Origin of the sequence: Granulosicoccus antarcticus IMCC3135 (assembly GCF_002215215.1) — a bacterium.
Taxonomy (GTDB): domain Bacteria; phylum Pseudomonadota; class Gammaproteobacteria; order Granulosicoccales; family Granulosicoccaceae; genus Granulosicoccus; species Granulosicoccus antarcticus.
In genome coordinates, this window is sequence record NZ_CP018632.1 from 4,215,957 (window position 1) to 4,230,457 (window position 14,501).

Consider the following 14,501-nt stretch of genomic DNA (forward strand, 5'->3'; position numbering starts at 1 on the left):
CGGGCCTCAGGCAGCTTTGCTTACTTTTGTGCCAGTGCTGTCCGCACTGGGCCACGGCGAGCACGACTGATCAGATACTACCTCTGATTCGCCTGACTGGAAGAAATCCAGCAATTCGTTCACGCGATGGGCCAGCTCGCCCAGAGATTCGCAGGTGTCTCGGTTCGTGTCCGCCAGCTTCAGATCAGAATCCATCACAACACGTGATTTACTGATGATCTGAACAATGGTATCCATGCCTTTCTCTTGCTGGTGCGATTCAGCCACAATCGTGCTGGCAGCCTGCTCGACATCGCTGATCGACTGAGCAATCGCCTGTAACGCTCGCCCCGTGTTCTCAACCGACTCGGATCCCAACTGGATGTCTGTCGCTGTCGCCTGGATCAGGGTCGTGATAAGTGTGGAGGCCTCAGTTGATTGCCTGGCTAGCTCCTTCACCTCATTGGCGACCACCGAAAAGCCACTACCGTGCTCCTTGGCACGTGCCGCCTCCACGGCCGCATTCAAAGCCAGCAAGTTGGTCTGCCGTGCAATAGTGTCCAGAACTTGTGTAATCTTCGCAATTTTCTGACTCTTCTCAGCGATATTATCCATGAAATCGATGGCCTGGTTAGCGATAACGGTACCGTTGTCCGCCGCCTGCCGAGAGCGATCGACCAATGAGTTCGCCTGCTGCACCGAATCCTGATTGGTTTGTATGGAGGCTCTCACAAGATCCACCTTGCCCAACAGCTGAGCAACCGAATCGCTATGCGAGTTGGTGTGTTCCCATAGCTGGTGCGAATTGCTTTGCATGCTGTCGGAGGACAGGCTCACCGTTCTGGACACCTGTCGTATCTGCTGAACCATCTCATGAACCTTGGAGGATGTAGCGTTGATCGAATGGGCAAGTTGTTCGAATTGTCCCTTGCCATTGACTTGAATCTGTCGACTGAAATTACCTTGAGACTGGTCTTCAGCCACCTCCACCACGGCTGAGATGGCATCTTCCATCACGATCATCGAACTGTTGATGGAATGCTTCAACTCTTGCAGCCTACCACTACAGCTAGCCTCGACCCGCGTACCAAAGCAACCATCGCGCATGTCATCCATGACCCGACAGATGTTACCAATCGTGGAGTCCAGGGTAGCGATGGTCTGATCGACCTGCTGACCAAAATCCCCCTGCACTTGTGAGTCCAGACGAACATCAAATCGACCTTCCTGGATCGCCAACATGACACGCGTCAGCTCAAGCATGATGAACTCGACACTATCAGCTGTTTGATTGATACCGGTACGAAGCAACTCGAGCTCTTCGTCGAAGGGATTCTCCAGACGATGTCCGAAATCGCCTTTGGATATTTTCGCCAACAGCTTATTGCACTGGAGCACCGCCAGTTTTGTCTCTTCTACGCGCTGTTCTGAATCCGCCTGGGCTTTTTGTGCCACCAATGCACAGCGTTGTGCATACTCCTGTGCCCTGTGACTGGTTATGGTCAGGTAGACACACAGCATCAACAACCCAACCACGACGCCGTTGATACCCCATGACAGGGTCGAGATCAAATTCACAGTCACAACGTATTGATTAACAAATGCCTTCTTGAGCAAATCAGGTTGTTTCAACTGTTTGAGCTCTGCATAGATCTGCTTTGAGGAGCTTGTACTTTGGTGCTGTTGTTTCAGCAGCATTCGAGCATGCAGACTCAACGGCTGAATCGACACCGCAGCCATGGGTAACAGTTGCTCTACTTGTTCCAGCTTATCTAGCCAGGACGCCTGGATATCGCTATAAACCAGTGCGTGATTCAGCTCATTCAACAGCTTCCTCACCTGAAGGTCATCACTTTCTGCAGCTACGCTGTTCAGATCATCGAGGTATAGCTTGAAGGCCATTTTTGCATTTTGCAACAAGCCTATACTGCGTTTGCTTTTCTCTATTTGTTCACGCAATCTGACAATGGCTGCAGAATACTGATCGAGATAATCTACGCTTTTATCGCGATACTCCGGCCCGACATAGGTGGGAACAAACTTGGCAAGCTGAGCAGAGCGCCCCATCATTTCCAGATCGGCTTCCAGGTAATCATAGTGTTTTACCAGCCCTTGGCTAACCAACAGATGATCACGTAGCAGTTGCCCCGTGAGTTCCTGCATGGTGTCAATATTTTCGATGTATGCGGTGTTGAATTCCATATCGACCCGCGGCTTACAGGCCATGAGAACAACCAGCAAAATGACCATGCTGCCAATCGCCCATTTGATTAAAGATGAGCCGTTCTTGAATATCCTCATTCTGCGCTCGTTATCTGGCTTGTTGCAAGAACGTGCGCAGGCAGCTTGCCGCTAAGTGACTCGAGAAAGGCTACCAACAGCTCCACATCTTCATTACTGAGTATGCGCCCCAGTTGAGCGGCACCCATGATCTTCACCGCATCACTCAGTCTGGATACGGATCCTGTATGAAAATAGGGTGACGTCAGAGCGACATTACGTAATGTCGGCACTTTGTAAATTGGTATTTCCTGTCTGGTTTTGCCGGTTTTTTCTATCTTATCGTCATCAACATTATCAATGATATGAAAGGCGCCAAAATACTGCATCACGTTGCCCCCCAGATTCACGCCCTGATGACAGGCCACGCAGCCGTACTCTTTAAACAGCCCATAACCGGCAATCGCCTGTTCACTAATAGCCTGCTTTTGACCATTCAGGTAAAGATCAAAAGGGGATGGCGTGATCAGTGTTCTTTCAAAGGCCGCTATTGCCTCAGCAAGCAACGTCGGTTCCAACTCACGTGTTCCGAATGCCTCTTCAAACAATGCCAACAATGCATCATCCGATGACAGCTTCGCTATTATATCCGACCAGCTTGCCCCCATCTCAACCGGGTTGACAACGGGTGCCAACGCTTGGTGCGTTAAGGAACCTGCTCGACCATCCCAGAATTGACGATAGCTGTAACCACTGTTGAGAACTGTAGGAGAATTTATAGTGCCAGTCTGCCCCTTTATGCCCACCGAGAATACCAGGCCATCGTCTCCACCCGCCTGAATATCATGACAAGTTGCGCAGGACACAGTCTCGTCACCAGAAAGCCGCTTGTCGTGAAACAGCTGGTTGCCCAAAACAACTTTTGGCGTATTGCCCAACTGTGGATCCAGAGCCTGGAGAGCTCTGACAGGCTCTGTCTCCAGAACTATTTCACGCTGTGTACCGTAGAGCCTCGTCGGCTGCGAGGCAAGCACGGAGAAGCGCTCCCACTCATCACTCTTGCTGCACGCCGACAGTCCCAGAAAGACGATGGCGAGTAACCAAAGAGTGTGACGATGTCGGCATCTGCGAGATACGCAGAGAATACATGGCATGATGAGTTTTTTCCGTTAGATCACATATCCAGATTCCAGTGAACTCGCTACAGACGAGTCCATCCATTCTGATGCGGGCATACTCTTATTTAACGTCTGCACATAACCAAAACTAGAGGTGAAACAGGTAACAAACTCGATCCCGAAAAGCCATTACCTTTTCATCGGAATCAGGACTTCCAGACAGTTCTCAAAACTGTTCGACAGAATGTGAGCCAGCCCCCAATGTAGTTAGCCAGTAATCAAACGTTAATAATCCATTAGGGAACGACTGACATTATGCCTGACTCATTTTGATGATCAGACCAGCACAAACCAACGATTATCTGGCAGTAACTGGCTAGAGTGATTCGTTGGGAAAGATGCTACTGAACCATCAAACAGACGTAGTCAGCATTTCAACAACCGCACCAGATTATGAAAGTTGCCAAGTTCAAGAACGTTGCTCTTTTTGCAACGTCCTTTTTTCTACTCTCTGCGTGCAGCGTTGATTCTGAGCCTGATCAGGATCAAACCGATAATTCTAAACAACAACCGCTTACGAGCGACGAAAATGCTCCTATCCTCGATGAGCAGAACACGGACAGTGAAGAGGCTGATAATCCCTCCCTCCCTCCAGCGCCATCACCTGTTGATGTTCCGGTAGATCTGGATGATTCGATTGTCGAAAGCCCGTCGACACAAGAGGACCTTACCCCAAACCCGATCGCGCCCTCCAAACCTCCAGTCGTTGATAGTTCTGCTGATGAAGACACTGTTACTCCCTCTACACCAGGAGTAACTCCTGAACCCGCGCCTGAACCAAATCCCGAGCCTGAGCCCACTCCTGAGCTGGATACAAGCAACCATTACAAACCACAACTGCTGGTGACCTGGCAGCTACAGTTGCAAGGAACTCTGAATACCTCCTACGATGCCGAACTCTATGTGATGGATTTGTTTGATACATCCAAATCCAAAATCGCATCCTTACAAAGCCAGGGAATTGCAGTTATCTGTTATTTCTCAGCAGGCACATACGAAGAGTGGCGTTCTGATGCCAGCAAGTTCACGGCCTCTGACCTTGGACTGGCACTGGCCGATTGGCCGGGAGAGCGATGGCTTGATGTCAGGACTCATAATGTAAGAAGCATCATGTCAACCCGTCTTGATCTGGCTAGCTCAAAGGGTTGCAACGGTGTCGATCCGGATAACGTAGACGGATACAGTAACCCGACAGGCATTGACCTTGATAGCAGTGATCAGCTCGCCTATAACCGCTATCTGTCGGAACAAGCACATAACAGAGGGTTAGCGATCGGCTTGAAGAACAACGTCGGACAGGTTGAGCAATTAGCTGATGATTATGACTTCACAATCAACGAGTCATGCGATCGTTACAACGAATGCGGTCGTCTGGATGTATTTATTTCCCAAGGCAAACCCGTGCTTCACGTCGAGTATCGCCCAGAGCTACTCAACCAACCTTCAGCCTTCAGCGCCTACTGCCAGGAATTCGTGGACAAGCAATTCAGCAGTCTGGTTCTGCCACGTAATCTGGATGATGAATACAGACTGAGCTGTCAATAACAGCTCCACCCTGATGATGTAGCTGCAAGCACCCGATCAGTGGTCCGTAGATGACCCCATTGATCGTATACAATGCCGATCTACCAGCAATAATGAGAGTTACTCCATGGCCATTGGTGCCACTATCAATAAGGTCTCGCTCAATATTGCGGATATGGATCGGCATTACTACCAGCAACATGACCTCACCCTAGCCGTCCATCCTTCAGAAAATGATTTCCGATTTATCGTTCGAATCATTGCATTTGCCCTGAATGCTCATGAGCGATTGGTTTTCACAAAGGGGCTAGGTGCTGAAGATGAGCCGGAGCTTTGGCTGAAATCGCTAAGTGGTGGTATCGAACTGTGGGTAGACTTTGGCCAGGTTGATGAAAAGCGAATTCGTCGGGCCTGCGGTCGTTCTGAACAGGTCATTATTTATACCTACCAGGATCGCAAGTCCACAGTCTGGTGGGAGCAATACCGAGAAAAGCTGGCGCGTCATAAAAACCTGGTGGTCTGTCACATACAGGCTGAAGGTGCAGAGGCTTTGGTCAATCGAAATATGCAGCTGCAATGCACGATAGATGACGGGGCGCTTTACCTGAGTGATGACTCCAGTAACATCTCGATTGTCGTTACGCCCTTGAGCTGATCACGAGCACCAGCCGCACTGTCATGCCAGTGCATGAAAGTGACGAATCTGCCAGCCTTTCTCATTGACGCCTCGAATCCGCTAATTCCGGGCTCTGGCTCAAATCAGAGCTATTCCGAGGTTTACAAAAAAATATCGTTCTGAGTGAACCAGATGTGCCTCAGCTGCGAATAGGGACTAACACTTACCCCTTCGCAGCTTGAAGCGACATAGATCAATCGGGACTCGATAATGAAACTTTCACTGCGCGCAATCTGCGTCTGCATCGCCCTGGCCCCCGGCGTTGCCAGCGCCCAGCAATCCTGGAATGCTGTTGGCAGCTCTGACATGAGCTGGATGGTTTTCAAGCTCTACAACATCACTTTACTGACTGATAACGGCAGCTACAGTCCGAAAGTACTGCCGCAGGCCCTGGAGATCAGCTACTACCGCAATATCGACAAAGAAGACCTGGTCAAGGCGACCGATGGGCAGTGGGAAAATCTGGGAATTTCGAAAGCACAGAGAAATGAATGGTTGCCTGAGCTTCTATCGCTGTGGCCCGATATCAAGAAAAAGGACACGCTCAGATTTGAAGTTGATACCAGCGGTAGCAACATGTTTCTGTACAACGGAGAACCAATTGGAGGCATTCAGAGCCCAGGGTTCTCACAAGCTTTTCTCGACATCTGGTTATCGACGAAGACTTCCCGGCCCGCCCTGCGCAAACGCCTCATCAACGGACAGTCGGGGAATGTGTGATGAAATTCAAATTCGGCCAGTACTTGCGAATCAGCGTGCTGGGAATTCTGATGAGCGCACTAACGGCCTGTTCTAGCATGCAGATCAACGATATCCCAGTCACCGATCAGCCCTTTGAGGTAGAACAGTACTTTCTGGGAAGTACGCGGGCTCAGGGCATCGTCTTTGATCGCGGTGGTGCTCCCATGCGTTACTTCAGCGTGCAGTTGGAGGGAGCCTGGGATGAAGCAACTCAAACACTGACACTCGAAGAAGATTTTCAATTTGACGATGGCGAAATCAGCGAACGCACCTGGTTCATTACTCGCGTGGCAGAAGGACACTACACGGGCAAGGCCGCCGACGTTGAAGGACAGGCCGTAGGCAGAAGTAAAGGCAACGCCCTGAACTGGCAATACACGTTGAACATTCCTTATAAAAACAGCACGTTAGCTGTACAACTTAATGATTGGATGTATCTGCAGGATGACGTATTGCTCAATCGCGCAGTCATGAAAAAATTTGGATTTCGGGTAGGAGAAATCTTCATCAGCTTTGACCGAGCTTCCTGAACTCTGTCACTGTAGTATACAGCGCTCTCCAGTTCCTCAAACCAGCGCCACCTCAGGCCGACTCCGCCCCATGCAGATCAACACACTTATCCTCGGTGCCGGCGCCGCAGGCATGATGGCCGCTGCCCACGCCGGTCCCGGCGTACTGGTTGTTGATCACGCCAAGGCTGCGGGGGAGAAGATTCGTATCTCAGGTGGGGGCCGGTGCAATTTCACCAATACCGGCACAACTCCGGCGCAGTTTCTTTGCCAAAACCCGCATTTTGCAAAGTCTGCCCTGAGTCGATACACCCATTGGGACTTTATCAGCCTGGTGTCCGAATACGGCATTGCCTGGCATGAGAAGACACTCGGCCAGCTGTTTTGTGACAATAGCGCCAAGGACATCATTGCGATGCTCCACGCAGAAATGGACAAGGCAGGTGCACAGCTCTGGATCAAGACCGACGTGGGTGACATCAGCCATGACGGCACACGCTTTCGGGTAACTCTGACTCGCGACGGCAAGCAAACCCAGGTGACTGCCAATAATCTGATTGTGGCCACGGGCGGCAAATCCATTCCCAAAATGGGAGCCACCGGGCTTGCCTATCAGATTGCCTCACAGTTCGGCATCGAGGTGATAACCCCCCGCCCCGGTCTGGTTCCGCTGACCTTCAGCGACGACAAGTTCAAGCCACTGGCAGGCGTGGCAACACCGATCCGGGTTACCACAGGCGACACCAGCTTCGAAGAGGCAATGCTGTTCACCCATCGAGGCCTGTCCGGACCAGCAGTTCTGCAGATTTCAAGTTATTGGCAGGAAGGTGAACGAATCACAGTCAATCTGATCCCAGGCGCCAACTTGCTTGATGATTTGAAAGAGACACGACGCACGGCTGGCCGCAAAGCATTAAGCAACATCCTGTCTATGCACCTGCCTGGCCGTCTTGTAGATTTTCTGAAAGACGATCTGAACTTGCAGGGCAACATTGCGGATCAAAGCGATGCTCAACTCCAAACCCTCTGCGATGCACTCAGTACCTGGCCGTTACAGCCCGCAGGCTCTGAGGGCTACAGAACCGCAGAGGTGACGCTTGGCGGCATCAACACCGATGAGCTGTCCTCCAAAACCATGGAAGCCAAATCGGTTCCCGGCCTCTACTTCATCGGTGAGTCCGTTGATGTGACAGGCTGGCTAGGCGGCTACAATTTTCAGTGGGCCTGGTCCTCAGGCTGGGTGGCCGGAACGGCGATTGCTGCAAAGGCTGTCTGATTCAGGAATAGTTTGTCGCTCTCGGCAAAGGAATCACAGACAGACCGCTTCAGCTCTTCCCCGGCTTTGCTTTCCGGAACAACGGAAGAAACAGTATCAACACCGAAATTGCCAGCAAAACGGCGGTAACCGGACGGGTCAAAAAATCCAGCAGATCATTGCGACTCAGTATCAGGGCTGTCCTGAAATTTGTCTCGGCTATTGGCGTCAGAATGAACCCGATGACAAACGGCGCAATCGGTAACTTGAGCCATCTGAACCCTATTCCAAGCAACCCGAAAGCAAACATGACCCAGACATCGAATACGCGGTTGTTGACGGCAAAGGCGCCCACCACACACAGGACCAGCAAAACCGGCACCAGGTATTTACTGGGCACATCAATCAAGCGTGCCAGAAATCGTATACCGAACAACATTACGACCAGCATCAGAATATTGGCAATCATCAGAGTGCTCATGAAGCCATAGACGATGTCCGCGTTATTTTGAAACAACAGGGGCCCTGGACGAATGTTATGCAAGGTCAGTGCGGCAATGAGAATGACGTCAATGATCGAACCCGGTATCCCCATGGTGATCATGGGTATCAATGCCCCGCCAACAGTTGCATTATTGGCAGCTTCCGAGGCCACCACGCCTTCGTCGCAACCTTTACCGAAATTCTCAGGCGTGCCTGACATGTTCTTGGCTGTGACATACGAGACGATGGAGCCCACAGAGCCGCCCACTCCCGGCAATATGCCAATCCAGGTTCCGATCAGAGAGGATCGCAACAAATTGAATCCTTGTCGGGAAATGTCTGCCATCGACACAAAGGATTCCTTGATATCCAGCCGTATCCGATCAGCTTGACGAAGCTCGCGCCCAGCATCGGTCAGCAGTTGGGTGACCGCAAATATCCCCAGCAGCACCGCCAGTAAATTGAAGCCTGCCATCATCTGTGGAAAACCGAATGTCATGCGCGGCTGAGCCGTTATCGTATCCAGGCCGGGCAATGCGACGATCATTCCGATACACGCTGACATCAGCGCTTTGAGCATGGAGCCTTCACTAAGCGAGGAAATCAGCATAAGCGCTGCAAGAACCAGTGCAAAGTACTCATGAGGCCCGAATTTAAGTGCAATCTTTGCTAACGGTGGCGATAGAAAAACCAGTGCCAGCCATGAGACCAGACCACCGACAAACGAAGCAATAATACCAAGCTGCAAGGCCCGCAGGGGTCGCCCTTTCTGAGCCATCGGGGCGGCATCCAGGGTTGTCATCATGCTCGAAGGACTTCCGGGGATGTTCAGCAAAGTGGCTGATACCAGGCCTCCGGATATGGAGCCGACATATTGCCCCACCAGCATGGCGATTGCGTGCAATGGCTCCCAGCCGTAGGTCAATGGGAGCGTCAGGGCTACCAGCATTGCGCCGTTCAAACCCGGAATGGCACCGATGACAATGCCAGACACGGTACCAATCAGAATGAACAGGAAAGGCTCCAGCCCCAGCATGTAGGAAAAGGAGCTGCTCAACTCGTTGATCATGGCAATATCACTGTAAATACACGGGTAAACAACAGAACCGCTAATGAGACGCTAACCAGTGAGACCGTTACTGCCATCAACACAGCCCTTACAGACAACTCCGATAACAGCAATATGCCGAATGCGGTAAACAGACAGCCAGCCCACCAGAAACTGAGCCACTCCTGATCCAGGCACAGAATGAATAACCCAAGCAATACGGCGCTGGTCACCATCCGCCACAGACTAAACACTCCACCTTCAGATATGCCTTCATCCGAGCCTGCCGATACCGGGCTGTCACCGACATCATCCGCATCCTCAGAGCGGTTCTTGAATATCAGCAAGAGGTGCAAACAGGCAATCAATGCCAGACTAGTCGCGATCATTTTTGGCACAAGTCCGGCACTGATTTTTGCCATAAGCGATGAAGGAATCTGATCAGCAGACCAATACACCAGAATGGCGGTGACCAGACTGATAGCGACTAAAATACTTTCCCGATATCTGACGCTCACGTGTATCTACCTCTGGTCACGATAGACCCTGATGACCTTGATTGATTACTGGCCTACGACATACTTGATAGCCAGCTCTTCTACCTGTGTGTAACGGCTAGCCAGGGCCTCTTCCAACTCAGTACCCGTCAACAATGAAGGGGTAATGGAACGTTCAATCAGATTATTCTTGAATGCCTCATCCGATACCGTTCTAGTCATAGCCTCTGCCAGAATGCTAACAACATCATCGGGTGTTTCTGCAGGTGCGTACCAGATATAGTGAAGACCCACGTTAATGTCGTAACCTAACTCCTTGGCTGTCGGTGTATCAGGCAGATCAGGATGTCGTTCATCGTTGTAAAGCGCAATCGGTACAACATCACCACTGCGGATAGCCTCTATCGACTCGGAGACTGCAAACGTACCCGCATCGATCGTACCACCCAACAAGGCTTTGAGCGTATCGGCACCGCCACCCGTAGGCACAAAAGTCACATCATGTTCGATCGCCGACAGTACATTCAAGGAAAAGAAATGATTGGCGGCACCCGGACTGATGCCAATGTTCAAACTATCGCCCGGATGGTCTTTCTGAGCTGCCGAGTAGAACTCATCCAATGAATGCATGCCTGAACCTTTTTGTACAGCTAGCACAATGACCTCTTTTGCTACCTGCGCAATGGGTCTGACGCTGGCGGGACCCATTGTATTAACGCCTAATGCTGATGATGTCAGAAATGCCTCATGCGTCGATAGCAAGGTGTAACCGTCTGGTTTAGCACTGGCCGCCTCCATCGCGCCAATTGAAGTGCCGCCTCCGCCCATATTGACAATGGCAAGCTCAGTTCCCAGCTCCTTTGTGTATGCCTGCGCCACCAGTCTGGAAGTAATGTCGGTAGATCCACCAGCACCATTTGGAACAATGATCTTGATGGGTTTTGAGGGAAATTCAGCGGCGCTGACGGTACTGGCGCTAAGCAGTAGAAACGAGGCGCTCAGTGTCGCCATTAATGATTTACGAAACATGGTGTCTCCTCCGGTTTTCTTGTTTGTCGACTCAGCGACAGGGGTATTTCAGTCGAACAACTTCACTACAGAAAATTTGAACAAGGACTCAAGCGCAGCTCATCCGATCAGCCTGTTCCATCGATTCGATGATTTTTTCATCAAGGCTGACTCCCAGCCCATCTCCATCTCCTAGTCGCAATTGACCTTCAATAACAGTACCCACAGATGGCTTTATCAGGGAATCGAAGTACGGGCTTTCGTCAAACTGCATTTCAAGGCGTGGCGCTATCGTTGATACCGCACAGACATGCAGAGAGGCGACAGCAGCGATGGGGCCTACCGGATTATGAGGGGAAAAATGCACATCGTTTTCAGCCAGCTTTTTACCGCAAATGGAAAGAGCTTCAGGGCCGCCGATGTGTCTGATATCTGGCATCAACACATCGTAAGCATGCGATTCGATAAAGGGTACTAAATCGGCATAGTCGCAGGCCGTCTCGGCACCAGCCAACAACATGCCATGGCGGCGACACATCTCACGACAGGCTGCCAGTGCTTTCATGTTGTCGGATGATTCATCAATCGGGCACTCAAGCCAATAGAGCTTCAAGTCGGCTAGTGCTGCCACCAGTGAATCCAGTCTGCCTGGCGAGAAACGCCAATGACAATCAACCATCAGATCTGGTTCAAATCCGACAGCATCTCTGATGGCGGCTATACGAGACAGACCTGCCTCCAATGCCACCGCAAATTGCGATGAATCGAGTTCGGGAGACATCTCGTCAAAAGGTGCAATCTTGAATGCACGGTGTCCAGCCTGAAGTGCATCTCTGGCACTATTGGCATGGGACAGTGCACTTCTATCGACAGTGCGGCGATTGATATTCGCATATACATCCACGGCATTGCGCTGCACGTCGCCCAGTGCCTTCGCCAATGGGACTCCATGAATACGTGCGTTGGCATCAAGCAACGCTCCGGCCAGTGCAGAGAGACAGGTGGCTTCAATAATGCTGGCCGCCAGTGATTGCGTACATTGTTTGTAAGCTGACAAAAAATCCTTATCGAGCAACGTTCTACCAGATGCCTTGATCAGCTCGCACATCCTGGCGGTATGCTTCTCCAGCGTCGCCTCGGCAACTCCCGTTACTCCTGAATAGCTTGTCACCGTAATGAATATCCAGCAACTCTTGGCTGATATCTGCGTTGTCACCACGTCGATGTGTCGTATGCGCTCTTGCGCACTCAATATAAGCATGATCTAGCCTCCTGCCATTCCTGAATTGACAACAGGCGCATCAGCCGCAAGCATCCGTTTGATCAGCATCTGTTTGGATTTCATCACATGAGCGCCCATCAGCAATTCGGCCGCCATTTCATCACCCGATTCGAGCGCTGCAATCAGGTGTTGGTGATCACTCGCCACTCCAGCAAATCGTTCATCGCTATGGCCATGTACACGCCACAGCGCGGTAATCAGCATCCAGTGACGATCAACCATATTGGCGCCATCGACACTGTCGGCAACCTGGTTGATCAAACCGTGAAATCGCTGATTGTGAACCAGTACCTCATCGTACAACTTATGCTCAATAGCGCTTTCCAGCTCGCTTTCTATTTCACGCAAACAGGTAATGTCTGTCGCTGTGGCTCGACGTGCTGCTCGGCGCGTCAGGTGCGATTCGATACCCGCTCGCATATCCATGATCTGACTGACGAATTCGGTATTGATTTCACGTACGGTTGCGCCCTTGTTGGGCTCAAGGACCAGAATGCCTTCGCCTGCCAACTGTCTGAGCGCCTCCCGGACGGGCATATGACTGATCTTGTATCGCGTTGCTAACTGGTCGATAGTGACGCGAGCACCAAAAACCAGGTGACCAGCCACGATATCGGTACGGATACATTCTGCTACGTCTAACTTGGGGCGCATTTGATGTAATCAGACTACGATTTGATCAAATACTACCACGCAGAATTCAAATGAAAAATTAATATCAATATATTTGATCAAATTAAGGGTTTTGCATACCAGTTCTGATTCTGCCACGATCGATTGCTCGTCGTAGCGAACACAATCCATCCCCGCCGCCCCTCTAGACCAATCGCAGCCGAAGCTGCAGAGTTGCAACAAGGACTAAGCGGTAGCTGGGCGATATGGCAAGACTTCCACATCGTCGCGCCGTGTAGCGAACCCAACGAGCAGCAGTGTGCCCATCCCCACCGCCACAAAACAGATACCCAGTGGAACCAAGGTTTCATCGTGAAAGCTTCCAAGGACATTAGATACAAGCACGGCAACGAGGCTGGAGACTGATGCAATGATTGATGCTCCGATACCAGCAACTGCGCCAAGCGACTCCATTGCCATTGCCCCCAGATTCCCGAACAGAATGCCGATACAGAAGAAACAGCCAGCGCAGAGTCCTACAAATATCCACAACGGTGGTGTGCCGTTTGAGAGCAATGCGGACACAAGCAATACGCCACTCGACAGCACCAGCCCCATGACTGCGGTACGTGCCAGATAGGCTGTTCCCAGACGCAGCACCAGCTTTGCATTGATCAAGGAGGCGGCACCGACAGCAAAGGCTAACAAGGCGAAAAACGTTGTGAAAAGCTCAGCACGTTGGTATGTGATCGAGAATATCGACTGTGCAACACCGTAGTAACTCAGCTGTGCGCCGAACAGGAGCCCAGCCGCCAGTGTGTAGGCCAGCACCTTGGCGTTCATCAGAATTCGCAGGGCCACGACAAAGCTCCCTCGGACACTGAACGGCAAACGATCTTCCTGCCCGAGCGTCTCTGGCTGACGAAAATAAAGCCATAGTGCAGCAAGCAGTGACAGGCCAGCATAGGCCCCGAAAAGAAATCGCCAGCTACCCAGCTCGAGAACCCACTCACCGAGTACCGGTGCGAGCATGGGTACCAAGACCAGTACGGTCATGATCAGAGACATGGTGCGTGCCATGGCACCACCAGCGTAGCGATCACGAATCGCTGCACGCGATCCGATCTTGGGTCCAGCCACACCAATCCCTTGCAGCAGGCGGCCAAACAAAAGCATCGTCAGTGACGAGGCTAGCATTGCAATCAGTGAGCCGGCAATGAAGAGTGCGATACCAATCAGGATCGCACTCTTTCGACCACGTGCATCCGCTAGCGGGCCAAAAAACAGTTCCCCGAACACCATACCCAGAACCAGTGTTGAGACGACTTTATGAACGTCCTGCTCGGCTGAGAAGGTACGACCGATGTCAGATAGAGCCGGTAGCATCATCGACAATGCCAGCGCCGTTAGTGAGGTCAAAGAGGCGAAAAGCGCCACGAATTCGAATTCGCTTGTTGATCGACCGCAGGCTTTCGTCACATTCGGCATA

13 protein-coding genes are annotated in these 14,501 nt (G+C 51.4%); 5 read left to right on the plus strand and 8 right to left on the minus strand.

The genetic code is table 11. The features are described from left to right. Positions 1-6 precede the first annotated feature (6 nt). Complete coding sequence (locus IMCC3135_RS18275; protein WP_088918913.1) at positions 7-2,280, minus strand: methyl-accepting chemotaxis protein; 2,274 nt, start codon at positions 2,278-2,280, stop codon at positions 7-9. Further along, the gene (locus tag IMCC3135_RS18280; protein ID WP_088918914.1) at positions 2,277-3,353 is read right to left on the minus strand and encodes a cytochrome-c peroxidase; all 1,077 of its coding nucleotides are present in this window, start codon (positions 3,351-3,353) and stop codon (positions 2,277-2,279) included. Before IMCC3135_RS18280 ends, IMCC3135_RS18275 begins: the two co-directional genes overlap by 4 nt. A gap of 417 nt (positions 3,354-3,770) precedes the next feature. Between IMCC3135_RS18280 and IMCC3135_RS18285 the strand changes: the two genes are divergently transcribed. The 5 genes from IMCC3135_RS18285 to IMCC3135_RS18305 all read left to right on the plus strand — a co-directional run bounded on the left by IMCC3135_RS18285 (position 3,771) and on the right by IMCC3135_RS18305 (position 8,103). Next, positions 3,771-4,922 carry an endo alpha-1,4 polygalactosaminidase gene (locus IMCC3135_RS18285; RefSeq protein ID WP_088918915.1) on the plus strand — a complete coding sequence of 384 codons (1,152 nt, stop codon included), beginning with the start codon at positions 3,771-3,773 and terminating at the stop codon, positions 4,920-4,922. Between the two features lie 106 nt (positions 4,923-5,028). Further along, positions 5,029-5,556 (plus strand): YaeQ family protein, encoded by a 528-nt coding sequence (locus IMCC3135_RS18290; RefSeq protein WP_088918916.1) that lies wholly within the window; start codon positions 5,029-5,031, stop codon positions 5,554-5,556. A gap of 231 nt (positions 5,557-5,787) precedes the next feature. Beyond that, entirely contained in the window at positions 5,788-6,297 is a 510-nt protein-coding gene (locus IMCC3135_RS18295) for a chalcone isomerase family protein (RefSeq protein ID WP_088918917.1), read from the plus strand. After that, positions 6,297-6,848 (plus strand): DUF3833 domain-containing protein, encoded by a 552-nt coding sequence (locus tag IMCC3135_RS18300; RefSeq protein ID WP_088918918.1) that lies wholly within the window; start codon positions 6,297-6,299, stop codon positions 6,846-6,848. The genes IMCC3135_RS18295 and IMCC3135_RS18300 overlap by 1 nt, the downstream gene beginning before the upstream one ends. 70 nt (positions 6,849-6,918) lie before the next feature. After that, entirely contained in the window at positions 6,919-8,103 is a 1,185-nt protein-coding gene (locus tag IMCC3135_RS18305; RefSeq protein WP_088918919.1) for a BaiN/RdsA family NAD(P)/FAD-dependent oxidoreductase, read from the plus strand. 49 nt (positions 8,104-8,152) lie between these two features. On the opposite strand, the gene IMCC3135_RS18310 is transcribed toward IMCC3135_RS18305, so the two are convergent. From IMCC3135_RS18310 to IMCC3135_RS18335, 6 genes are all read right to left on the minus strand, one after another. Further along, entirely contained in the window at positions 8,153-9,634 is a 1,482-nt protein-coding gene (locus tag IMCC3135_RS18310) for a tripartite tricarboxylate transporter permease (protein WP_088918920.1), read from the minus strand. Further along, positions 9,631-10,131, minus strand: a complete 501-nt coding sequence (locus IMCC3135_RS18315; RefSeq protein WP_157736088.1) for a tripartite tricarboxylate transporter TctB family protein — start codon at positions 10,129-10,131, stop codon at positions 9,631-9,633. Before IMCC3135_RS18315 ends, IMCC3135_RS18310 begins: the two co-directional genes overlap by 4 nt. A 45-nt stretch (positions 10,132-10,176) precedes the next feature. Continuing rightward, positions 10,177-11,139 (minus strand): Bug family tripartite tricarboxylate transporter substrate binding protein, encoded by a 963-nt coding sequence (locus IMCC3135_RS18320; RefSeq protein ID WP_088918922.1) that lies wholly within the window; start codon positions 11,137-11,139, stop codon positions 10,177-10,179. Positions 11,140-11,227: 88 nt separating this feature from the next. Then, positions 11,228-12,379: an enolase C-terminal domain-like protein gene (locus IMCC3135_RS18325; protein WP_088918923.1), complete on the minus strand. Its 1,152-nt coding sequence runs from the start codon at positions 12,377-12,379 to the stop codon at positions 11,228-11,230. A 3-nt stretch (positions 12,380-12,382) separates the two neighbouring features. Continuing rightward, positions 12,383-13,054: a GntR family transcriptional regulator gene (locus IMCC3135_RS18330; RefSeq protein WP_088918924.1), complete on the minus strand. Its 672-nt coding sequence runs from the start codon at positions 13,052-13,054 to the stop codon at positions 12,383-12,385. A 204-nt stretch (positions 13,055-13,258) separates the two neighbouring features. Next, positions 13,259-14,500 (minus strand): MFS transporter, encoded by a 1,242-nt coding sequence (locus tag IMCC3135_RS18335; protein WP_088918925.1) that lies wholly within the window; start codon positions 14,498-14,500, stop codon positions 13,259-13,261. Between the last annotated feature and the right edge of the window lies 1 nt (position 14,501).